We start from the raw sequence: 20,921 nt of genomic DNA on the forward strand, positions 1-20,921 counted from the left end.
GTTTACGAAGTCGCCAGCCGCCGCGACTTCACCCCCCACCCCTGCTGCATGCCGGCGGCCGCCAGCAGAATCGCCGCCACCCCGACCCATTGCAGGGTTTGCAGTTGATGGCCGAAGGCGAACCAGTCGACGAAAATCGCTGCAATCGGGTAAATGAACGACAGCGCGCCGGTCAATGCAGTCGGCAGTTTCTGGATCGCACCGTACAGCAACACGTACATCAGACCGGTGTGAATGATGCCCAGCGTCACCAGACTGGCCCAGGCACTCGGCGCTTGCGGCAGCGCGGAAAAGTGCGCGAACGGCGCGAGCATCAACACCCCGGTGCAGACCTGGATCAGCGCAATCAGGTGCGGCGGCGTGCCGGTCAGGCGCTTGATAATCAGCGCGGCAATGGCATACAAAAACGCCGCGCCGAGGGCCAATGCGATGCCTGTCAGATAATCATTGCCAGCCTCGCCCTGCCCGCCATGGGCGCTGACAATCGCCAGCATGCCGAGGAAGGAAACTGCCAGCCAGAACAGTTTCTGCACGGTGATTTTCTCGCCGAGAAACAGCGCCGCCAATCCGACCAGCATAAACGGCTGCACGTTGTACACCGCCGTGCCGATGGCAATCGAGGCCCGGGAATAGGAGGCGAACAGCAGCACCCAGTTGCCGACAATCGCCATGCCGCTGAGCACCGCGAGCAGGAACGTGGTGCGGGTCAGAATGCCCGGACGCAGAAAGCCGAACGCAGCGCAGATCAGCAGCAACGTGCCGGCGCCGAATACGCAGCGCCAGAACACCACGTCGAGCACCGGTTGCCCGGACACCAGCACGAACCAGCCGATCGTCCCGGATATCAGCATGGCGGCGGTCATTTCCAATGAACCGCGACGGATGGGGTTGTCCATGATCGATCTCCTCTGGCTGTGGCAAAACTGTGGCAAAAGTATGCCAAGTGGGTGCCAGCCTTCTCCAGCGCAAAAAGCAGGCTAAACTCGCCATCTGCCTTTTTTATCGAGGGTGGTTTCGATCAATTGCCTAATACGGGAGTTGCAACATGACCGACGACATCGACCAGATCCTCATCAGCGCCCTGATGGAAGACTCCCGGCGCTCGCTCAAGGCCCTGGCGCAGATCAGCGGCTTGTCCTCACCGAGCGTGGCCGAACGCCTGCGCCGCCTGGAAGAACGCGGCGTGCTCAAGGGCTACACCGTGGAGATCGATCCGAAATGTTTCGGTTATCAATTGCAGGCCATCGTCCGGGTGCGGCCGCTACCGGGGCAATTGCAGGAAGTGGAACGGCAGATCATGTCGATCCCGGAGTTTACCGAGTGCGACAAGGTCACCGGCGAAGACTGCTTCATCGCCCGCCTGCACGTGCGCTCGATGGAGCAACTGGACACCCTGCTCGATCGCCTCAACACTCTCGCCGAGACCAATACCGCGATCGTCAAGAAAACCCCGGTCAAGCGCCGCCTGCCGCCGATGGCGTGAGTGCTTTTCCGGCAGGTTCGGCGTAGATTGAGGTTTTTCCGGCGAAGGATTGGCGGTATGAAAACTCAGGCAATGATGCTGGCGGCGTTGATGCTCGCCGGCTGCGGGACGGTGCAGACGGTTGCGTTGAGCGACAAGAAGGCTTCCGAGCAGTTGAAGGCGAAGAAAACCTACTGCGGCGCCGTACCGCGCATCTATAGCGGCGTGACCTTCGACTTCTGCATGTTGCATGCGGAACGGCCGGACGACGTCGATGCCTACACCTATAACAATGCACCGCTGGGCATTGCCATCGATGCCGTCGCCTCAGGCGCCCTCGACACCTTGCTCCTGCCCTACACGATCTACAAACAACACGCCGATGGCAGCATTGAGATCAATTGATCGATTGCCGGCATCCGCCCCGCTTGCCATTTTGCAGGCAACAAAAAACCCGCCTAAGCGGGTTTTTTGTTGCTATCGATAATACGATCAGTCGTCGCGGCCCATGATGCCGAACAGTTGCAGCAGGCTGACGAACAGGTTGTAGATCGATACATACAGGCTGATGGTCGCCATGATGTAGTTGCGCTCGCCGCCGTGGATGATCGCGCTGGTCTGGAACAGAATGCAGACCGACGAGAACAGTACGAAACCAGCACTGATCGCCAGTTGCAGGCCGCTGATCTGGAAGAAGAAGCTCGCCAGCGTCGCGCCCAGCAGCACGAAGAAACCAGCGGTGATGAAGCCACCGAGGAAGCTCATGTCCTTGCGGGTGATCAGCACATAGGCCGACAGACCACCGAACACCAGCGCGGTCATCGCGAATGCCGAGCTGACCACTTCAGCGCCGCCCTGCATGCCCAGGTAACGGTTGAGGATCGGGCCGAGCAGGAAACCCATGAAACCGGTCAGCGCAAACGCCGACACCAGGCCCCACGCGGAATCACGGAGTTTGTTGGTGAGGAAGAAAAGACCGTAGAAGCCGATCAGCACCACGAAAATGTTCGGGTAGCCAACACGCATCTGCTGCGCCACGAAAGCCATGACGCCGCTGAATGCAAGGGTCAGCGCCAGTAGGCCGTAAGTGTTGCGCAGGACGCGGCTAACCTCTAGCTGCTCAGCCTGCACGCTGTTATTAACTGCGTAATCCTGTTCGCGCATGGCGACACTCCTGTTGGTTTGAAACGTTCAGTGGCAAAGATCATAACAGACGCTCTGTAACAAGCCATGCAGAGAGTTTGACAGTGTGTTTCATTCAGGTATTATGGCGCCCGCAACGCAAACGGAGGTGTGGCCGAGTGGTTTAAGGCAACGGTCTTGAAAACCGTCGACTGTAACAGGTCCATGAGTTCGAATCCCATCGCCTCCGCCATATTTGATACGACAAAGCCCTGATTATTCAGGGCTTTGTCGTTTCTGGCGCTCCAGAAATTCTGCTGATATCAGGATGCGTTCCATAACTATTATGGACGCGTTCCATAACTGACTGATTTCATACCCTCCCCCGGCGCTCTGCCGACGTACACAGACCCATCTACCGCTACACTGGTTTCGTCTTCTGGAGGAAACCAAATGCCCAATTCTGACCTACTCCCCTCCCTGCTCTTCAAGCTCAACGAAAATCAGCTCGCCCTCGAAGCCGCCATCATGGAATTGACGAACTGGGTTGAACAGCAAGGATCGTCCGAAGTCGCCGACAATGTGCGCGGCGCGCTATGGGCCATCGACAACAATGAGGAATTCATCAAGATGACCCTGGCCGTGTTGATGGCGCCGGAGTAACAGCTCGTCGCCTCACCCTCGCCCACTTGGCGCGCCTCGATTACTGTATATCCAAACAGTACACAGTAAGGCGCCTTCCGTGGACATCCCCGAAATCGAAAACACCGACGACTGGCTCGGTTGCCCGACCCCGCTCGAAACCTGCCAGCACCAGCTCAGGCTCTACGAAAACGAGTTCGAGGAATTGAACCTGCAGTTGCGCCAGGCGCGTGAGCGGATATTCAAATTGGTTGAGATGCATGCCGAAGCCTCGAAGGAGTGCGAAACGCTCCGGACAAAACTGGCTGAGGCTGACAAGCGGGCCGCCAAGGAAAGTCGAAGGGCCACTGAGATCGAAACCCGAAGCAACTGGGAGCTGATGGCCAAGGGCAAACACATCTGCGAACTGAACACTCAGATCATGGCCATGCAAGGCAAGAAACCTTTTCCAGACTCTCTTCCGCCCAGGCCCTATTCGGATTGAATAGCTAAGCACATGATGCTGACTCTGAAGCCGCGCGCTTGCGCTGGCCTACTGGATACTGACTTGCGCAATATCCTTCACCAACAGGTCTACGCTGAAAGCTCAATGCGAGGATCTGGCAATGTGCGGACGTCTCTCCCAATACAGCGGCATCCACGACTTCGTCGCAGCGCTGAGCATGCCAAATGCTCTGGTCAACTCTACCGGTGAGCAGCCCTTCCAGCGCTACAACGCAGCGCCGACCACACAGCTTGCCCTCTTTCACCAGGAAAACGAGTACCTGCACGCCGACATGGTCAGGTGGGGATGGCGACCGCATTGGGCGAAGGATCGGGCGGCGCCGATCAATTCCAGGGTTGAGAAAGTCGCCCATGGCCCGTTCTTCCGGGCGATCTGGCCGAACCGGGCAATCATCGCGATCAACAACTGGTTCGAGTGGGTCGACGAAGGAGGCCCGAAGAAGCAGCCCTACCTCATACGGCACCGTGACCAGTCACCCATCCTGTGCGCCGCGATAGGCCAGTACCCGAATGCTGACCATGAGCCGAGCGAACACGACGGATTCGTGATCATCACCGCCGACAGCGCGGGTGGCATGGTTGATATTCACGACCGCCGGCCGGTGGCATTGTCAGCCGACTTCGCCAGGGAGTGGCTGAACCCGGCTACGCCGAAAGAGCGCGCCGAGCAAATGGTGATGCATCAAGGAGAGCCGACGGAAACCTTCGAGTGGTTCAAGGTCGACCCAGCCATAGGCAACGTCCGGAACAGCGGGCCAGAACTGATTCAACCGAAAGGGAAAATCACAGGCGGGGATTACAAGGGAAACGGCTGATTACATTCACTTCGACATCCAATGCATCACCAATAAGACGACCGATACCCAAACGAGAGTCATCAAAAACGAAAGCCCAGCGAGTCGCTTGTCCATGCAGATGACGCCAATCAAACAAGAATGATGGTTCACTACCGACGACCCCGCAAGCGTGGCTCACGGCCATCAGTGCTGTAGGCTCTGCACATAGGCCTGGCACGCCTGCAACGCGATCAGCCCCCGGTCGCCGGTGTCGGTGATGGCGACAATTCTTTGAGCATGCGCTGGGTCAAGTCTGGCTCGTACGGCTGCATGATCCACGCCGCCGGTGCCGGCGGTGGCTGGCACACCGCAGCCTTTGGCAGCGTCGGTTGCGTCGAGGAGGACTGACAGCCGCAAATCAGAAGTGGCAAGGCGATCGCGCAGGCGATCTTGGTCACGTTGGACATCGGTCATTTTCCTGAAGTGGGTTTGCTCGCTGGCCGTCAGCTTCTGCTCGAGCGCCAGGCGCTTGTCCTGCTCGGCCTGCTGGGCGGCAGCAGCGGCCTGGGTCAGTTGGTTGAGGGTTTCGGCGTGCAGCCGGGCCTGCTCAGCCAACTGTTGCCCGTAACGCCAGTCCTGAAACTGCCAGGCGCTGCCGGCGCCGATCAGCACCAGCACCACCGCCCAGATGGTTTTCCACGGCACCACCATCACGGCACATCCTTGAAGAAGACATGCCCACCCAGCACCAGAGTCTGCTTCGCCTTCGCCGCCCACCCGGGCGCCGTCTTCATGCTGAGCGCGTAATAGTGCGTGGCGCCTTCGGTGGGATCCGGCACCTTGCCGTCGATCACCTGGTCAGCAACGCCCCGGCACCGCGCCAGTTCGCGGAACGGGATCTGCCGGGCGCCGGACAGGAACGGCTGATTCGGATCACCTTTGTTCCAGCAACTGAACTGGTAAGGCTTCTGGCACACGCCGGCATAGCCTTCGCCCCACCACGAATTGGTCTTGCCGTCGAACACGCGATTGCGAATGGTCCAGGCCACGGCAATCAGTCCAGCCAGGCTTTCGCCGCGTGCCTCGCCCCACAGGGTTCTGGCGAGGACATCGCGGTCTTTTTCGGTAACGGTCATGCTTTTCTCCAGGCGTAAAAAAACCGCCTCACGGGCGGTCGGATGTTCTTCGTTGCGTCAGGCCGGATCGGCATCTGGCAGCGGATACCGCGCTTTGATGGCGGCGACGGATGTCACCCAGGGCGAAAAGTCGGGTTCAAGGCCCTGACTCAGCGCGTCGTACGCGATTTCGAGGCGCAAAGGGTCTGACTCTTCCTGATAGGCCGCCCGACGCTGGGCATAGACGGCATCACGCTGGGCCTTGAATTGCTCCGCGCGGCGCTGCTCGGCGGTGATCATTTTGCTGAAGTCGATATTCATCGCGGCAGGCTCACTTCGCCGTCGGGCGGGTTGGCGATATCGGCGGGAAAGCACGCGGCTTCGCTGGCATCCACGGTGATGGGCAACTGAAGCGTGATGATCAGTTGACCTCCGACGCGCTCCACTGGCTGGACCACCCGGGAGCAGCCGACAGCCTCGGCCGGCAGTTGCGCGCCGTCGGGCAGTGCCGTGAAGTCGAAGGTTTCACCATCAATCGTGAGCGCATCACCCAACTTGGAAAGGGTCATTACTCCCTCCATGCGCGCGGGGGAAAGTTTGATAATCATGCAGTTCTCCTTAGAACCAGCGGCCGACAGCCATGAGACGCGAAGCCCGGCCGGTTGAGTCGCTGTAAAAGGCTACGCGGATCCAAGAGACAGCAGTGACAGTCGGCGCCGCTGCTAACCCGATGACTCCACCGCCTGTGTTCACCGCGCCGGTAACAACCGGATCAGTTCCTGGCGCAAAGGCGGCAGGATAAGTCCACGTCGACGGAGCACTGTTCCAACCGCTACCTGTTGCCGTAGTGGCTGTGGTGGCACCAGTTACATACCAGCAAATTTGCGTGCCATCAGCAAACCTCACCCAGGTGCCGTTGACGTTCGACCCGCTCTCGACCACGTTGCGCCCGGCCAATTGCAGGCCGACGGGCACGTTCAACACCCCAGCATAGGAATAGGTCATGAAGGGGCCGCCGGCGGTGTTGGCCTGGTTGACCGACCTCCAACTGAAGCCGCCAGTCCCGCCGCCCTGGTTGCAGGTGAACGACACCGCGCCAGACATCCCACTGCCGTTACCGGTTTCATTCCAGGCAAAGAACCCACCGCCACCGGAAGGCACGGCGCCGGTGATCACTCGCAGAGAATTCAAGATCGGTGCGTAAGCGCCGCCAGCCGTCGGCATAATGCCGAGCGCCGCCATCAGTTCGGTATTGGAGTTGACCGCTACGCCGGTGCCGCCCTTACTGAGCGGTAGAATGTCGTAGTTGCCGGTTGTGCCGAGCGCTGACATCTTCGGGCCGTAGTTGCTCACCCATTCCCGGACCTGGTCAGCCAGACCCTTCTGGTATCCCTGAATTGGTGCGACCGCATAGCTCGCTCCCGATGCCGTTGGTCCAAGATACGGCGGGATGATCGAGATCACCGTATCGCTCGCGACGTTCGCCAGCTCGTACTGGCGACCGTCCGGCCCAATAAATGCGTCACCGTTGCGCGTGTTTGCCGCGAACGCCGTATTTACGCCGGTCACGGTGTTTGAATTTTGGGTGACAGAAACCGTCCCCTGTCTGTGCCAAGGCATGGCGAATCCTATTTTTGGCAAAAAAAAGCCCGCACTGAGCGGGCACCATAATTCGACGCTGATTCATTGATACGGAAATGGCAGGCCAGCAGTACGTATCACCAACGCAGTGGGAGCAACATCCGGGATTCCCCAGAAATTATCTCCCGCCGGAACCCCAGGACCTTGAGTGGTAAACCCAATCGTCGTGGCTCCGGCGGCACCGAACATGAAGCTGATACCTCCAGTTCGACCATAGGCACCCTCTGACGCAGACACTGTGTAACCTGGTCCGGCACTGCTATTCATGCATACCGCTGCACGGGACCAAGGTAGATGGGCCGCGTACTCCTCTCCGCCCAGCGCAATATCCACCCTGCAATCCATTGCCGGCGCATTACCGTTTCGCCGCTGGATGTTGTAACCGCCAGCGTATGTCGTGCGATACCAACCGCTTAAGTTGCCCGGCCAAGGCTCTGGTTTCGCTGGAGCAGGCACAGCCGCGATGACGTTCAGCGGAGGCTGGAGCGAATTGAAGGACAGTCGACCGTCTTCCAAGAACGTCTTCAGATATGGGCTCCCGGCAATGTTGTTCGCCATCAGGTCAAAGCAGTAATATTTGGTGTTCTCGTCAGCGTTGATGTAGATAAACGTCATGCTGTTGCCGCTTCGGGACACGCCATTCAAGCAGCCGGAACCGGTGATGAAAACAATCGGCGAGATCGCGTTCACCACAGTGAATCCGTGGGCTGGATCGACCCGCACGGGATCCGGCGACCAACTGGCCCCGTTCCCTGGATCCGCCGCAGACCTCAAGTAGTATCGCGACCAGTTCTCAATGAACGTAAAGTTTCCACTCTTCACCAAGCCGTAGCAGATCTTGGTGGTATCAAAAAGAAGCTCGCCGCTTTCTTTCGTCACTACGATTCTTGCGGCCATCAGTAATATCCAAAGTAGATCTGGCAGTTGGCAGAGAAGTAGCCCCACCCGTTAGTGTTGTAGGAATAACCCCACGACAAGGTCGTTCCAGACAGCGTTACGGCTGGTCTTTTGCCTTTCTCCCGCTGCAGATCGACCAAAGGCACAACGATAAAGAACATCGTCTTACCAGGCGGTGGAGACGGAATCGAGGTAGAACCGTCGGCACCAGCCGTCACTACGCTACCCACCATCTGGCTGATCTTCATCGTCATATCCACCAGTGTCACGCCAGCAGAAGTCTTCAACGTCATTCCGGTCATGTCATAGGCTCATGTCGATGCCCACCACACCGTTAGGGTGATAGAACTTGATTGACGTGTTGGATATCTGCAGGCGCCCGGCACCGTTGGTTCCGTTCATTTCCCAAGCTCCGGTCTTTGGCAGCATCCAGCCTTGATAGCCCGGGATGTAGTCGGTGGACTGGAGAGATCCGCCGATTTTCGCGTTGGTGATAGTGCCGTCCTGGATGAATGCCGAGTTCATGAACACCTGCCCGCCCTGCACCGCAAACGGCACCGAGATGGCTCCGCCCGCAATGGTGTTGACTATCGCGAACCGATCAGCCGCAACCAGGAACTGGCTCTGCACGCCGGCACCGTTATTCTCAATGCCCAGCCCAATACCAGCAGCGACGTACTGCCCCCCTGCCGTAATCTGCATTTTCACCGACCACATCGTCGTCAGCTTGCCAGCAGTATCCGCGTAAGCCGAGGAAGTCTGCTGAATAGCGGCCGAGTTCTGGCCTACCGAAACGTTGAGCTGGTCGATCTGTGTCGCCGTTGCTGAAGCGTTGGTTGCCACCACCTGTTCCAACTGGGTGATGTTCGCTTCGTTTGCGGCAATTTTTGCGTCGAAGGTAGTGATACGTCGGGCTGTTGCTTCGTTTTCCGAGGCTCGAACCTTGGTTTCAGTAGCCATCGCGGCCACGCTGGTGAATCCTTCCACCGCATCCGCAAGATCGCCTCTGCCATCGTCGCCCCGATACGAAGCGCGCAGCGCCTGGAACGCTGTCGCCTGTGCAGTGACCACTCCGTCAAGCTCAGTGATTTCGGCTGTGTTCGTTGCGACCTGCTGAGCCAGTCCATTGGCGGTTTGCACCGTCTGGCCGACATCGAGCCAATAGGCCGGGTTCGGCGGCGGTGTGTTGACCGGAACATCTCCAGTGGCCTGATAGATCCGCTTGCCGACCACCACAAGGTCATACTCGATGTACGTGGCATCGGGGTCATAGGACTTTAGGCTGTCCAAAGCATCGATCTGCGCCTGAAGGCCTGGGATTTTGTCGATCTCGTCGAGAATGTCCTGACCCAACTCCGTGCGACCGATCTGGCCGGCGATCATGTCGAGGATGTCGGCAGCGTTCGAACTAGCCTGACCCTGGACGCCGATGCCCGCCGGATACCACGGCCCGATGTTGCCGATGCGGTCGACGATGCGCGCCCAGAAGTAGAACGTAGCGCCAGCCCGCAGGCCCTGCATCGAAAAGTCACTCTGCGGGTAGGCCAGATCGGTCAGCTTGGTGGCGACCTCCAAGCTGGTGGTCGGGCCGTACCAGATTTCCGTACGCTGGCTGTCCTCGGCACCAGCAGGGAAACCCCATTTCAGGTAAATGCCGAAGATCAGCGGCGTGGCCGTCAGGTAACTCACCGCCGGCGGCAAGCCCTCCTTGCCTTTCAGGTGAGTCAGGATCGAGTTACGCCATGACGACGTGATGTCGAAAGCGCTCACCGCGCGAACACGGGCCACGTAATCACCGGCGTAAATCCCCACCACGTCCACGTTGGTCATGCCGGTGCGCTGGACCTTGATCCAGTTGCCGCTGTCCTTGCGCCATTCCACGTCATAGCCGACCGCGCCGTCCACGGCGGGCCAACTGATCGTCATAGTGGCCACGGCCAAGCCCTGGACAACCGACGATGTCGACGCCAGGCTGACGCTTGCCGGCGCCGGCACCACGGTGATCGGAATCACGCTGATCGGCCGCTCCTCCAGGCGCGCGCCGGTGTCGATATGCGCGAACTTGCTTGGGTCGAACTGCAAGGCGCTGATCTCGAAGTCGCCTTCGACCGTGCGCCGGGTCCGCAACACGCGATACAGTGGAATCGCCAGGTCATCCGCGTCGAGCGCCCACTGCAACTGCGCCACCGGCGGCTCGCTGTAGGCGACCGTGACAGTCACGGCGCGGCCGTTGACGCTTTGCACGGTGCGCCCTTCCGCGCGGCCGCCTGGCAAATTGATGATCAACCGGTCGCCGGCCTTGGCCTGGGTGTCGCGATCGAGAGTCACCACCCGACCAGCCACTGCCGAAATGCGCCCGCCGACCTCCCGGCCGGCCAGCAGCGAGTCGGCCACCGGGATGATGTGGCCCGGTAGCGGTATCACGCCCTCCATGCCGGTCTTGAACGACACGGTCCGGTCCTGATTGTTGCTAAGGATCGCCCACTTGCCCCGGCGCTGAGCTTCAGAGGCCCGGGTGCAGCCAATGGCGCTCAGCTCAGTCGGGCGGTCGCCATAGCGCCGTTGCAGATCCAGATCGGCGAACGGAATAACGTCGGTGTCGTAGTTGTTGGCCGGGTTGTCGTAGCTGACCAGAGCGCGGGTGAACCGGGTCTTCGCCGAGGCGCTGCCATACGAGAACTTGCCATTGATTACGTTGGACCGTGTGAAGACGTAGTCGATGTCCTGGGCGCGCGGCATGTCCGCCTGCATCACCAATTGGCCCTGAGCCCAATAGGTCATACCTCGGTAAATCGCCGAGATATCCCGCAGCAACGACCACGCATCGGCCTTGCCCTGCAGGTTCAGGTCACAGAGAAAGCGCGGCTCCTGCCCATTCAGGCCATCCGGCACCAACTGATCACAGTATTGGGCAATCCGGTACAGCTCCCATTTGTCGACCATGAACGGCTTGATGCGCTTGCCCAGGCCGAACATGTCGTTCGTGCAGATGCCGTAGGTGATCCATGCCGGGTTGTTGGTCCAGGCCGACTTCATCGAGCCGTCCCATGTCCCCGTGTAGGTGCGCAGGATCGGGTCGTAGTTGCTCGGCACCATCCAGCGGCGGGCATTGCACTCCACGGTCACGGCCGGGATGTTGGTGAACTGCTCGGCGTCGAACTCGATGTAGAGCAGCGCGGTGTTCGGGTAACGCAGCTTGGCATCGATCACCTCCGTGATGCCTGCGATCAGCATGGTGTCGGCGATCTTGTTGCTGTTCTGGTTGGGCGTCAGGCGCCGGACGCGGATCTGCCAGCCGGTGGTAGCGTTTGGCAAGTCAACCCGGACCGAGCGCTCGTAGCGTGTGGTGGTTTTGCCGTCAACGGCGCCAGGGTACACCTGTTGGTAAGCGCCGCCGTCCGTGGCGATGTCGATCGCGTATTCGATGCGGTAACCGCCGACATTGCCCTGGTCGTCCGAACGCTGAAGTGCCGGCCAAGCGAAGCGCATACGGACGGCCGACAACTGAGTGTTGGTGATCGAGCGCACCCACGGCGCATCGCTGCGCAGCTCGACGTTCAACGACGTCTCGTTCTCCACGGACGGAATGCCCGGGATATAGGTCTGATCGACCGAACCGGGCCGCCAGTCCCACTTCACGTTCGGGAAGTTGTAATTGCCACTGGCATCGCGGATCGGGGTGTTGTCCAAGTAGATGTCGTAATCAGTCGGTACGCCATCAAACTCGCCCTCGCCCACGGCAATCAGGATTTTCGCGAGGTTGGTCGAGCGCAGGCTATCGCTGGCTTCGACCGGCGATTTCGGCTTGCTGCTGCCGCCCTTCTCGCCGTGGATCTCGATGTTTTCCGCTGCGCCCATGCTTTCCTCCAGGCATAAAAAAACCGCCTCGCGGGCGGTCGGTGTGCTGCTGTCCTGATTACATTTTGTCTTCAGCCAGGATCGAGGCCGAGATGATCATCCCGCCCCACCGGCGCCGACCGATGCAGATCGGCACCGGGTTGCCACTGGCTGTGGTGTTCTTGGCGCTGCCGAAGGCATATGACGGGGAGTTTTCGGGGGATGCGCTCTGCTTCAGGCCTGACGCCTGCGGGCTGAGCATTTGGATGACGCCGCCGGCAGTCATTGCAATGCCAGCAGAAAATAGGGATGGTCCGGCGCCGCCAGCGAAGAAAGATGCTGCAATCAGCACCACGCCAATAATCGTTTGGAGTACGCCAGCTCGCTTGCTCCCGGAGATCACTGGAACAATGCGAATTTCACGCGCTCCTCCCAGTGCAAAATCTGTCTCGCCGACATTCTTGCGATTACGAAAAATGGCGAATCGCATGCCTTTTCGATCCAAATCTTTGATCGCGGACTCAAACCCGTCGATTGTGTATTTCAATGCTTTGAATGCCTCGCCAACTGACTTACTGCCGAGCTCCCGGTAATGCACGCGCCCGAAAAGCCGAGCCAGCGGACCGGAAAGTAGAATGGTTGTCATTGCTGAACCCGAGGGTGTTGCCGTAATCACAGGTTTTCTCCTGACGAAAAAAAACCGCCATTTGGCGGTTTTGATTAAATTTATCGACTCACAAGCACTCGCGCACAGCAGCTTCAAGCGCTCCTCTGCCCCACATCTTTGACCAAGGCATTCGCTGATACAGCGCAACTCTACTACCCGTGCCAGCGCTCGAAACTTCAAGAACCTCATCGGTTGTCATGTCCGTTGCGACGACCAGTCGATATCCGTTCTCTGTTTCAGACATAGTCGAAGTCGAGCGCTGCTCTTGCCATCTCGGGAATACGCAAAGAGCGTACTTCTTGGCCGATTTGGTACTGGATGCACTGATGGTTGGATCGTTCTTTTTCACGTCTCCCGGTGAGGCGCACCCCGCCAACAGCGCTACCGCCAGCGCTCCTACGATCAATTTCATGCAGGTCACTCCTGTGGGAAAGGGTGGACGATATCACTGGGGCGTTTGGAACTGAAAAAGCCTGCACTGGGCCGGGGGTTCACTCTGATGATCATCCCAGTTGGCTGAACCCAGACGCAACAAGCCCAGCATGGGGTTGCGCCTGATAAAAACATCACGTCAGAGCACAACGCTATGACCCCGTACGCACGCTCAGAGACACCCGCGTATTGCGTCAGCTCTCCGATCGCGCCGCGACTCGAAGATCGTAGACATGAAGTAAACCTCGATCTCAGTGCCAGTTGCAGTAGGAATGAAATCAGCAAACTCGACTTCACCAGCACTCACCACAGTTTTGCCACCACCCTGACGCGGCTGAAGGGACACCTCATGAATCGCCCCTCCCCACTTCTGGCTCTGCCAGGCAAACAACGTACATTCGGCAACAGTGGATGCGTCCTTTTGGCTTGTGAGGCTACGCGAAGGCCCTCCCGCGCGTTTTTCATCCATCGTCGAGCACCCAGTCAAAACCAGTACGCCCATTACTCCTATCAAAAATCGCATGTGATCCCTCCATTGAAATGGGTGACTGTAGCGCGGACCTGGCCGGGCATCCAGCGTGGATGAAATGACAGTACCAAGATTGGATCCACTCATAGTAGCGTTGCGCCAACATCAACTGAGCGATGAGGAATCAGCGTGGCCAATAACACGGATTTGGATGAGGCCGTTTTCCAATATTTACTGATCAAGAATCAAACTGGTAAAGCGGGTTTTTACACTGATGTAGAGGTGCTACGAAAAGATCTCGAGAAGCAATTGGATAAACCAATCTCAGCAACCCAGATAAAAACCGCCATAGAAAGTACCCGATACACACAGCGCGATTTCTTGGGCAATGTCACTGGAATTTCGCCTTACCAAACTGTGTACCAAGACAAGGAATTGTTTCAGGTTTTAATGCCCACGTTTGTATCTGACTCTCCTTCTACGTGGGGCTGGTGAAGGATTCCTCAGTCCTTTGCCTGCAAGCCCAAGGACTGGGATTGCGCCAATTTCGGCGCGGATAACGCAAGGAAAGTTAAAATGAGTAACGACGTCCAGGACGTATTGAATTACACCGGTTCTACACTGGCTACTCTGCACTGCATGATCTGTGGCTTGACAAAGCAGCTTAGCGAAGCGGGCGGCCCGGCAGCCGTTGAAGCCGCGAAGCAGCATGCGGTCAAGGCCGCAAAATCGTACCCACCAAATCCTGATGTAGCGCCGGATATTCCCGGTATTGAGGCGTTTTTCAATAGCTATAAATAACGTTTATCAGCCTGCTCAATCGAAATCACGCGTTCTTCGAGCAGACTAAGTCTCTCATTTACACTGGCATCCGACTCCAGAGTGAATTTGCCAGCATCAATGATGAACTGTCCCTTTGTAAGCCGCCAGACCGGCTCTCCGCTGGCGGTTTTTGCTGCTGATTCGATCACACTTTTCATTTCTTCTCCAACGGCTGCGCCGCATCTCATGTTTTTGGTCGTGCGTCTTTGTGCCTGAGGATTAGGCGCGTGCGATCATGCCACGGGCCACCGAAAACGATGACTTCAGAAGGCCTGCCGTACAGGTGGTGCAGCAGGAACGGTCCGGGACCGAAGGTCGCGGCATCCTCGCCAGGCAGCGCCGGATCGGCGCCGAGGAAGATCCCGGCGTGGTTCGGATAAACCGTCCGCCCCACCTCCATCACGATCATGTCGCCGCGTTGCGGCTGGTCGACCCGATAGAAGCCGGCAGCCTCGTAGTTCGCCTCGTACAAGCTGGTGTTGTCCTTGCTCTCCCACCAGCCGTCTGCGCGCTTGAAGGCTTCGAACTCCAGCCCCCACTCGCGCTTGTACCAGTCGGCACAGACCTGCCAGCAGTCCCAGGCGCCATGGACGAATGGGCGCTTGAGCAGCGGCACTTCGCCGGAAGGCATGACCGTCCGCAAATCGCCCTCGGGCCAGCTCAGGATATGCCACGGCAGCGCGGTGGCCTCACACATGGCCAGGTCGCGCGGTGACGGGCGACTGGTGGCGTCTGGATGCGAATGCACCACGCCGATCACCTCGCCGACGTCTTCGGCCTGGGCGTATTCCTCCGGGTCGATACGAAACTCCTCATTCGGCTCGGTGGAGACGTTGCGGCATGGGTAATACTGCTGCTTTCGCCCCACGGCCAGCAGCAGGCCGCAGCACTCTTTCGGGTACTCGGCCGCCGCGTGCGCCTGGATCGCGTTGAGAATGTGCTTGCGCATGGTCAGCTCCTGGCGATCAGTGAAACGGCCGGGAAGCCACCGAACGGCAGCGCGTTACCCTCGCCGAAACGGGGGATGCATCCCTTGCCCAGGGTTCCATCGCAGAAATCCAGTTCGGGGTTATCAGTGAGATTTCCGTCCTTGTCCCGATACGGACCGGTGTAGCCGCAGTTCGCCCCGCGATATCCACCGGTCAGCGCCCAGTGACAAAGCGTCGTCGCCTGACGCCCAATGGACTCGCCGCCAACGTCGCCCGGACTGGCCAATTCCCAACTGACGTTCTCACCGTCTTCGTTCGTCTTCTGGTCGATGTACCAGACCTCGATCGTTTCCTGGGTTGGATCGGCTGTCGGGTTACCGGCCGGGAAGTTCGCCGCGTCCAGGTACGTGCCCAGCGTGTGACGCATGGTCAACTTGAACTCGAGCAGATCCTGGAACGCCAAACAGAGCGCAGTGATGCGTCCGTTGACGTTGCCGGCCGAGAATGTCGGGCGTACCGCCGTACCGTCGCCATTGGCCTCGATCCCGTCGATCTGCACCGGCCACGCGCTGTACTCGTTGCCCTGCCAGTAGATCGCCTTCGCCGGCAGTTGGTCCGCGTCGTCGCCGGCGGCGATCAGCTCGGCCGACGTGTGCGGAATTGCGTGCCCGTGGAAGCGCAGAACGTCCGCGCCGTAGTCCGTGCCGTCCAATTCAAAGAGCAGCACTTCACTGCCAGGCTCAAGCACCTGGATGTCACTGATCAGCGGCATGATTGCCCCTTATGGTTGGAATGCCCGCTCGAAAGTGGCAGTGAGTTTGAAGACGCCGCCGCCCATTGATGTGGGAGCGGGATTTTTGCAGGTGAACAGGCCGAGTTCGCCGAGTGGCGTTGTCCAGAGAAACGCCTTTGCCCCGGCGTGCCGGTCGAGGAAGGCCATGACCTCCAGCACCTTGGCCTTTTGGCCGGCAAAGGTGATTGGATAGGAGTCCTCTTTGTTGTTCGGGCCGTCGCCGACGTTCTGTGCATAGCCATTGCCGAACTTCGAGGTGCGCACCCGATAGTTGATATCGGGTGTTTCCCCGCGCTCGGTTGGCCAAGTGAATTTCTCGATGGCCATCAGGCCCTCCCATTTGCATTTCGGAAGCTGGTGCCGCCAGCGCGCCAAGAATCAGCAACGGCTTTTTCGGCCACGGCCTGCATCTGCGATTGAAGGCTTTTTGACAGGGCCTGCTGATCGATCTGCATACCCTCTGAGCCTCTATCCTCGGTCACCACCGTCACCGGGGCGCTGATACTGATCGAGGTGCCAGAACCACCGCCGGCGGCAATAACGCCGAGCTTGCCGCTGGACGTCCTGGTCAGCGGCATGATCGCCTCCGGCCCCGCTTCACCCATGACTCCCGCCCGACCACCGGACATCCCGAAGGCAGTCGGCGTGCTCACGATGTTGTTGGTGAAGGCGCCACCATTGGCGAACATCTGCACGCCTGATGACCAGGCGCCGCCGAGCGCCTGCGGGAAGTAGCTGCCGGAATAGCCGGCCGAAGACGCGCCGAGATTCGACGACGTTGCGCCAGCAGATCCAGCCGCCAGCCCATTACCGCCGCCACCGCCAGTGAAGTAGCTGGTTGCGGCACCGACCAAACTGCTCAGTAATGCCGAGCTGGCTTGCCGGGTCGCAATCCTCGCCATGTCCGCCAGAATCGACTTGGTGAAGTCGGCAAACGACAGTTTCCCGGTCATGGCGAAGTTGACGATCGCGTCCTCCATCGAACTGAAGGCGTTCCCAAACAGGGTTTTCGTCTGCCCGGCAATGTTGCTTGCTGAATCCAGGTAATTGGCCCAGGCCGACGTCGCGCCCTTGGTCCAGTCGCCTTGCGCTTTTTCCACATCCGCGTAGTTCTGTCGAATCTGGTCAGTAGCGGCCTTGTTCGCGTCGGCGAGCGCCTGCGACTTACGGGCGAACTCCTCTTCCGACATATTCCGCGATGGATCGGACTTCTGGTTTGCGAGCTCCAGCGACTGCTGAGCAAACCGGTCTTGCTGGCTGTTCAACTCGTTGTTGAGCGCGTTCTGCCGATCACCTTGGCCAACTCCGAGAACGGCGCGCTGGCCGGCCAGTTCGAGAGCACGCTGCTGCTGAGCCAGTGCCTGAACGTAGGTCGTGATCGACCGTTCTTGTCGAGCAAGGCGACCAGTCTCATTCGTAGCCAGAACCTCGAGCTGGCTGTCAGCCTCCTTCTGCGCCTTGACCATCCCAGCTCGCGCATCGGCGATCTTCTGGTCGAGCTGAATGCTTTGCGCAGCAGAAGTGGTTTTCTTTGCCTTGGCGGCTTCCAGCGCGGTGATTTCAGCCTCGTAGGCTGCGGTCACTTCATCGCGCTCGTTACCGATCAGCGCTTCGCGTTTCAGGGCATAGTCAGCCTGAGAAACGAGCCCGGCCTTCTGCGCCGCGTCCAGTTCCTTCTGGGCGTTTTTGTACTCCTCGCTGATGGCAGCCAGATTGTTTTTGGCGTTGTTGAAACTGGTCAGATCGACTTGGGTGCCAGCCGCTTTCGGGTCCTTGAACTGGTCGTTGATGTTCGCCAAGTTCTTGTCGATCACCGCCTGATTCAAGCGTGGATCGTTGGGCGCCACCTTGCGGATGTCTTCGAGCTGTCGCTTATACTCCTTGATCGCCTCGGTCCGCTTCTGCTCGTTCGTCCATGCAGATTTGGTCAGGGAGTCGACCTTCCCCATGGCGGTAACGGCATCCTGTTGGGCCTTCGCCTGCTCGCCTTCCCACTTTGCGATATCGGCCTCTGCGGCCTTTTGGTCCTCCAGCATGTTCAGGCGGTTGCGCCGGAATTCAATGAGCGCATCCTTCGACTTTTGGCTTTGAAACAAGCCGTCCATGGATTCAGCTTCACGGAGATCGTTCTGTGCGGTCTCGATCTCTGCATTGATGTCTCGACGGCCGATGTTCTTCAGTCCATCAGCGGCGCGGGCTACGGCGTTGTAACCTTTTTCCCAAAAGCTCAGGTTCTCCAAGATCTTCGGCGTGCGTTGATTGATTGCGTCGGCGTACTGCTCAGTCGCCAGCTTGACCGCGCCAGCATGGTCGCCCTGCTTCTCCAGCGCGGCGATCTGCGAGTAAACCGATGCGGTCAGGTAATGGTACTGCTCATTCAGCGCGGCAGACGCCTTGACCGGGTCGTCTGCGAGCTTGGAGAACTCGGCCACCGTCTCGCTCACGGCCTTGCCAGTTGCTTCCTGCATCGACACCGCAGCCTGGGTGATGCTGGTGAAGCTCTCACCGGCGATCTTGCCGTTGTCGGCCAGTAGCGCCAGCACGGCTGCGGCCTGGCCGGTGGTGCCAACGGTTGCGCTGACCTGGCGAGCCATGTCGCCCAATTGCCCGGCACTTACCCCGGCATAGTTGCCAGTCAGGATAAGCGATTTGTTGTAGCTGTCCTGCTCCTCGCTGCCCTTGTAGAAGGCGTACGCCAGGCCGCCAATGGCCGCCGTAGCGAGCGCGATTGGCGCAAGCATTGCGAGTAACCCCGCAGCACCAGCGCCTGCACCGGCACCCAACTGCGCAACTGCTCGAACACCGCTACCCCAATCACCCGAAGACAGCGCATTCCCCAACTGCACGACGTTTTCCTGCGCCTGACGGGTGCCGAGGCGCAGCTTGTCGAAGCCGGTGGTGGTTTTGTTGAGCTTGTCATAGTCCTTGTCGATCTTGCTCAGCGCGGCGTTGTACTGCTCCTGGCTGATACGGCCGACATCCAAGTGCTTGCCGAGCTGCTCGACCTGAGTGTCCAACTTCGCCAGCGCTGCGCGTGCCGGGTCAATGGCGCCCAAAAGACTGTTCAGCGCCTTCTGCTCATCCATGGCCGACTTGGCCAGGGCCACCTGCTGCTTGTCGAGCTGCGCAGAGATTTTCGCGGCTTCGGCTTCGCCATAGGCGCCGGTCTTCGTCAGCTTGGCCAGCGCGTCACGCTGTTTAGCCAGGTCCTGCGTGGTCTTGGCGTTGGTAGAGAGCGACTTCTCCAGCGCCTGCATTTCATTCATCAGCGAAACGGCGGATTGCTCGGCCCGGCCGCCAGCCTTCGCCATATCATCAAGGCTTGCTTTTGCCTCGATTGCATCGGCCGAGTCGATCTTGATGCCGAGTTCGGAAATGTTCATCGACTCACCTTGAATAAGTGCCCGTGCTTACGGGCTGTTTTCCCTTTCCTCCGCCATGACGCGCAGGGCTTCGCCTTCCAGCACCTGAAGGTCAGGAAAGATTTCAGCGAGTTTCTTTTTCTTGATGCCGAGAAATCCGGCGACGTCGCGGATGCAGTTGTAATCCAGGCCGATGGCGCCCCCGGCGCCGACCCGCCACTGCGTGGACATTCGGTTGAACAGAAGGAACGACGGCCAATTGCATGGCCAGACCTCAACATCGTCATCTGACAAATCGGCAGCCGTCAGCCCGAGGATGGCCAACTGCTCAGCAGATGGCCCTGTTTCGTAAAGTGCTTTGGCTGCCGCCGTCAGTTTCCCAGGCGAGCCTGATTGAATGCGCTCTGATAGGCGTTCACCACCGCTTCGGCGGTACCCTGACAGGACTTCACGAGGGCAATGATGCTCTTGTCATCGAACTTGTCATCGAACGCCCAGCCAGCGACCAGATCCTTGATCTGCTGCACCTGATACTCGGTCTCGGCAGCGACGACATCCGACAGCGTGGTGGCTTCACCAAATCCCGCGCGCATTTCTTTCGCCTTCAAATTCCACTCGTCGAACAGAGCGGCGAGCGCCGGGCGATCGCGATACTTGAAGGTGAATTCGATTGCCTCGGGTTCACACCCGACAATGGGTATGTGTACGAGAGTCTTGAACGTAGGGTTCTGAGCGATCCTGATCTTTGCCATGGGAACTCCTTATGCGCCAGCCAGATAGCGGAGCGAGCGGGCAGAAAGCCCGATGCTGATGGTTCGCGTCATGACGTTGTTGCGCTCCATCGTCGGATCTGGAGTGATGCTCACATAACCCGGGTAGAGGATCTGATCGCCATTGCGCAACTTCATGCGCACGACGGCAAGCTCCTTGGTGTCGTCAAAGCCCTCAACGGTCTCGACGTATTGAGCGGTTGGCTGATCCTCGACCACGATGGTAATCGTGGTTGGGTTGCGGTTCGTTGGAAACTGCTTGTCATCGTCATCTTCCAGGTAGCCGACAGTTTGGTACTGCTGCTCACCGCCGGAAGAGGTGAAAGAGGTGACTTTCGAGATTTGCGTCCAGCCAGACACCGGAATAACGGATCCGACCCCTGCTCCGACGGTGTACTTGTCGGTATTGGTGGTATTAAGGCCTGCCAACGAAAAAGCATCAGCGGTAACGCCGGACGCCTTTACGGCGCGATCATTGATGAGCGCCCAGCCGGAGTCGATCAGCAAAACATCGCCGTTTTCGATGTCGTGGCCAACGGAGGACGCTACCGGCGGCTTCGCATTGGTCAAAGCAGTGAAAGGGACGGCGGATCCCATGATGCTGGCGATCTCCAGCACAGCGCCGTTCGGCAGCGGAAAGCGTGCGGCCATGGTGTGTTTCCTCTTGAATGCCCGCCTGAC

27 protein-coding genes and 1 tRNA gene are annotated in these 20,921 nt (G+C 59.0%); 8 read left to right on the forward strand and 20 right to left on the reverse strand.

Going from position 1 to position 20,921, the window contains the following annotated elements; translation table 11 throughout:
- Nucleotides 1-2: 2 nt before the first annotated feature.
- Nucleotides 3-896 (reverse strand): DMT family transporter, encoded by an 894-nt coding sequence (locus KVQ74_RS26955; RefSeq protein WP_217834418.1) that lies wholly within the window; start codon nucleotides 894-896, stop codon nucleotides 3-5.
- Between the two features lie 149 nt (nucleotides 897-1,045).
- On the opposite strand from KVQ74_RS26955, the gene KVQ74_RS26960 reads away from it, so the two are divergent.
- The gene (locus tag KVQ74_RS26960) at nucleotides 1,046-1,483 is read left to right on the forward strand and encodes an Lrp/AsnC family transcriptional regulator (RefSeq protein WP_038368669.1); all 438 of its coding nucleotides are present in this window, start codon (nucleotides 1,046-1,048) and stop codon (nucleotides 1,481-1,483) included.
- Between the two features lie 57 nt (nucleotides 1,484-1,540).
- A complete protein-coding gene (locus tag KVQ74_RS26965) occupies nucleotides 1,541-1,867 on the forward strand; it encodes a YceK/YidQ family lipoprotein (protein WP_217834419.1) in 327 nt (108 codons plus the stop codon).
- 87 nt (nucleotides 1,868-1,954) lie between these two features.
- Here KVQ74_RS26965 and KVQ74_RS26970 read toward each other — a convergent pair whose 3' ends face one another.
- Nucleotides 1,955-2,626, reverse strand: a complete 672-nt coding sequence (locus tag KVQ74_RS26970; RefSeq protein ID WP_217834420.1) for a Bax inhibitor-1/YccA family protein — start codon at nucleotides 2,624-2,626, stop codon at nucleotides 1,955-1,957.
- A gap of 123 nt (nucleotides 2,627-2,749) precedes the next feature.
- Here KVQ74_RS26970 and KVQ74_RS26975 point away from each other — a divergent pair.
- The 4 genes from KVQ74_RS26975 (at nucleotide 2,750) to KVQ74_RS26990 (ending at nucleotide 4,545) form a co-directional block, all read left to right on the forward strand.
- Nucleotides 2,750-2,837: transfer RNA gene (locus tag KVQ74_RS26975), tRNA-Ser, on the forward strand.
- A 200-nt stretch (nucleotides 2,838-3,037) separates the two neighbouring features.
- Nucleotides 3,038-3,247 (forward strand): hypothetical protein, encoded by a 210-nt coding sequence (locus KVQ74_RS26980; RefSeq protein WP_217834421.1) that lies wholly within the window; start codon nucleotides 3,038-3,040, stop codon nucleotides 3,245-3,247.
- Between the two features lie 79 nt (nucleotides 3,248-3,326).
- A complete protein-coding gene (locus KVQ74_RS26985; protein ID WP_318837882.1) occupies nucleotides 3,327-3,710 on the forward strand; it encodes a hypothetical protein in 384 nt (127 codons plus the stop codon).
- Nucleotides 3,711-3,831: 121 nt separating this feature from the next.
- Nucleotides 3,832-4,545 carry an SOS response-associated peptidase family protein gene (locus KVQ74_RS26990; RefSeq protein WP_217834422.1) on the forward strand — a complete coding sequence of 238 codons (714 nt, stop codon included), beginning with the start codon at nucleotides 3,832-3,834 and terminating at the stop codon, nucleotides 4,543-4,545.
- Between the two features lie 165 nt (nucleotides 4,546-4,710).
- Here the strand turns inward: KVQ74_RS26990 and KVQ74_RS26995 are convergent, their stop codons facing one another.
- The 10 genes from KVQ74_RS26995 to KVQ74_RS27040 all read right to left on the reverse strand — a co-directional run bounded on the left by KVQ74_RS26995 (nucleotide 4,711) and on the right by KVQ74_RS27040 (nucleotide 13,075).
- Complete coding sequence (locus KVQ74_RS26995; RefSeq protein ID WP_217834423.1) at nucleotides 4,711-5,217, reverse strand: lysis system i-spanin subunit Rz; 507 nt, start codon at nucleotides 5,215-5,217, stop codon at nucleotides 4,711-4,713.
- Nucleotides 5,217-5,642: a cell wall hydrolase gene (locus KVQ74_RS27000; RefSeq protein WP_217834424.1), complete on the reverse strand. Its 426-nt coding sequence runs from the start codon at nucleotides 5,640-5,642 to the stop codon at nucleotides 5,217-5,219. The genes KVQ74_RS26995 and KVQ74_RS27000 overlap by 1 nt, the downstream gene beginning before the upstream one ends.
- Nucleotides 5,643-5,699: 57 nt before the next feature.
- Nucleotides 5,700-5,942, reverse strand: a complete 243-nt coding sequence (locus KVQ74_RS27005) for a hypothetical protein (protein ID WP_217834425.1) — start codon at nucleotides 5,940-5,942, stop codon at nucleotides 5,700-5,702.
- Nucleotides 5,939-6,229: a hypothetical protein gene (locus KVQ74_RS27010; protein ID WP_217834426.1), complete on the reverse strand. Its 291-nt coding sequence runs from the start codon at nucleotides 6,227-6,229 to the stop codon at nucleotides 5,939-5,941. The genes KVQ74_RS27005 and KVQ74_RS27010 overlap by 4 nt, the downstream gene beginning before the upstream one ends.
- Before the next feature lie 10 nt (nucleotides 6,230-6,239).
- Nucleotides 6,240-7,241, reverse strand: a complete 1,002-nt coding sequence (locus KVQ74_RS27015) for a phage tail protein (protein WP_217834427.1) — start codon at nucleotides 7,239-7,241, stop codon at nucleotides 6,240-6,242.
- 63 nt (nucleotides 7,242-7,304) lie between these two features.
- Nucleotides 7,305-8,159 carry a hypothetical protein gene (locus KVQ74_RS27020; protein WP_217834428.1) on the reverse strand — a complete coding sequence of 285 codons (855 nt, stop codon included), beginning with the start codon at nucleotides 8,157-8,159 and terminating at the stop codon, nucleotides 7,305-7,307.
- Nucleotides 8,159-8,461: a hypothetical protein gene (locus KVQ74_RS27025; protein ID WP_217834429.1), complete on the reverse strand. Its 303-nt coding sequence runs from the start codon at nucleotides 8,459-8,461 to the stop codon at nucleotides 8,159-8,161. The genes KVQ74_RS27020 and KVQ74_RS27025 overlap by 1 nt, the downstream gene beginning before the upstream one ends.
- Before the next feature lies 1 nt (nucleotide 8,462).
- On the reverse strand, nucleotides 8,463-12,017 hold the full coding sequence (locus tag KVQ74_RS27030; protein WP_217834430.1) for a host specificity protein J: 3,555 nt from the start codon (nucleotides 12,015-12,017) through the stop codon (nucleotides 8,463-8,465).
- Nucleotides 12,018-12,075: 58 nt separating this feature from the next.
- Nucleotides 12,076-12,642, reverse strand: a complete 567-nt coding sequence (locus KVQ74_RS27035) for a tail assembly protein (protein ID WP_217834459.1) — start codon at nucleotides 12,640-12,642, stop codon at nucleotides 12,076-12,078.
- An 88-nt stretch (nucleotides 12,643-12,730) separates the two neighbouring features.
- Nucleotides 12,731-13,075 (reverse strand): hypothetical protein, encoded by a 345-nt coding sequence (locus tag KVQ74_RS27040; protein ID WP_217834431.1) that lies wholly within the window; start codon nucleotides 13,073-13,075, stop codon nucleotides 12,731-12,733.
- 678 nt (nucleotides 13,076-13,753) lie between these two features.
- Here KVQ74_RS27040 and KVQ74_RS27045 point away from each other — a divergent pair.
- Nucleotides 13,754-14,059 (forward strand): hypothetical protein, encoded by a 306-nt coding sequence (locus tag KVQ74_RS27045; protein ID WP_217834432.1) that lies wholly within the window; start codon nucleotides 13,754-13,756, stop codon nucleotides 14,057-14,059.
- An 81-nt stretch (nucleotides 14,060-14,140) separates the two neighbouring features.
- Entirely contained in the window at nucleotides 14,141-14,365 is a 225-nt protein-coding gene (locus KVQ74_RS27050; RefSeq protein ID WP_217834433.1) for a hypothetical protein, read from the forward strand.
- On the opposite strand, the gene KVQ74_RS27055 is transcribed toward KVQ74_RS27050, so the two are convergent.
- From KVQ74_RS27055 to KVQ74_RS27090, 8 genes are read right to left on the reverse strand one after another with little or no spacing between them, the layout of a single operon-like run.
- Entirely contained in the window at nucleotides 14,356-14,544 is a 189-nt protein-coding gene (locus KVQ74_RS27055; protein ID WP_217834434.1) for a hypothetical protein, read from the reverse strand. The genes KVQ74_RS27050 and KVQ74_RS27055 overlap by 10 nt on opposite strands.
- Before the next feature lie 26 nt (nucleotides 14,545-14,570).
- Nucleotides 14,571-15,335 carry a C40 family peptidase gene (locus KVQ74_RS27060; RefSeq protein WP_217834435.1) on the reverse strand — a complete coding sequence of 255 codons (765 nt, stop codon included), beginning with the start codon at nucleotides 15,333-15,335 and terminating at the stop codon, nucleotides 14,571-14,573.
- A gap of 2 nt (nucleotides 15,336-15,337) precedes the next feature.
- Complete coding sequence (locus KVQ74_RS27065; protein WP_217834436.1) at nucleotides 15,338-16,087, reverse strand: phage minor tail protein L; 750 nt, start codon at nucleotides 16,085-16,087, stop codon at nucleotides 15,338-15,340.
- Between the two features lie 9 nt (nucleotides 16,088-16,096).
- Nucleotides 16,097-16,435, reverse strand: coding sequence for a phage tail protein (locus KVQ74_RS27070; RefSeq protein ID WP_217834437.1), 339 nt, complete (start codon nucleotides 16,433-16,435; stop codon nucleotides 16,097-16,099).
- Complete coding sequence (locus tag KVQ74_RS27075; RefSeq protein WP_217834438.1) at nucleotides 16,435-19,491, reverse strand: phage tail tape measure protein; 3,057 nt, start codon at nucleotides 19,489-19,491, stop codon at nucleotides 16,435-16,437. Before KVQ74_RS27075 ends, KVQ74_RS27070 begins: the two co-directional genes overlap by 1 nt.
- A 27-nt stretch (nucleotides 19,492-19,518) precedes the next feature.
- Nucleotides 19,519-19,788 carry a DUF1799 domain-containing protein gene (locus KVQ74_RS27080; RefSeq protein WP_217834460.1) on the reverse strand — a complete coding sequence of 90 codons (270 nt, stop codon included), beginning with the start codon at nucleotides 19,786-19,788 and terminating at the stop codon, nucleotides 19,519-19,521.
- Nucleotides 19,789-19,841: 53 nt separating this feature from the next.
- A complete protein-coding gene (locus KVQ74_RS27085; protein WP_217834439.1) occupies nucleotides 19,842-20,222 on the reverse strand; it encodes a phage tail assembly chaperone in 381 nt (126 codons plus the stop codon).
- Nucleotides 20,223-20,231: 9 nt separating this feature from the next.
- Entirely contained in the window at nucleotides 20,232-20,891 is a 660-nt protein-coding gene (locus KVQ74_RS27090) for a phage tail protein (RefSeq protein ID WP_217834440.1), read from the reverse strand.
- Nucleotides 20,892-20,921: the final 30 nt, after the last annotated feature.

Origin of the sequence: Pseudomonas botevensis (genome assembly GCF_019145475.1) — a bacterium.
Taxonomy (GTDB): domain Bacteria; phylum Pseudomonadota; class Gammaproteobacteria; order Pseudomonadales; family Pseudomonadaceae; genus Aquipseudomonas; species Aquipseudomonas botevensis.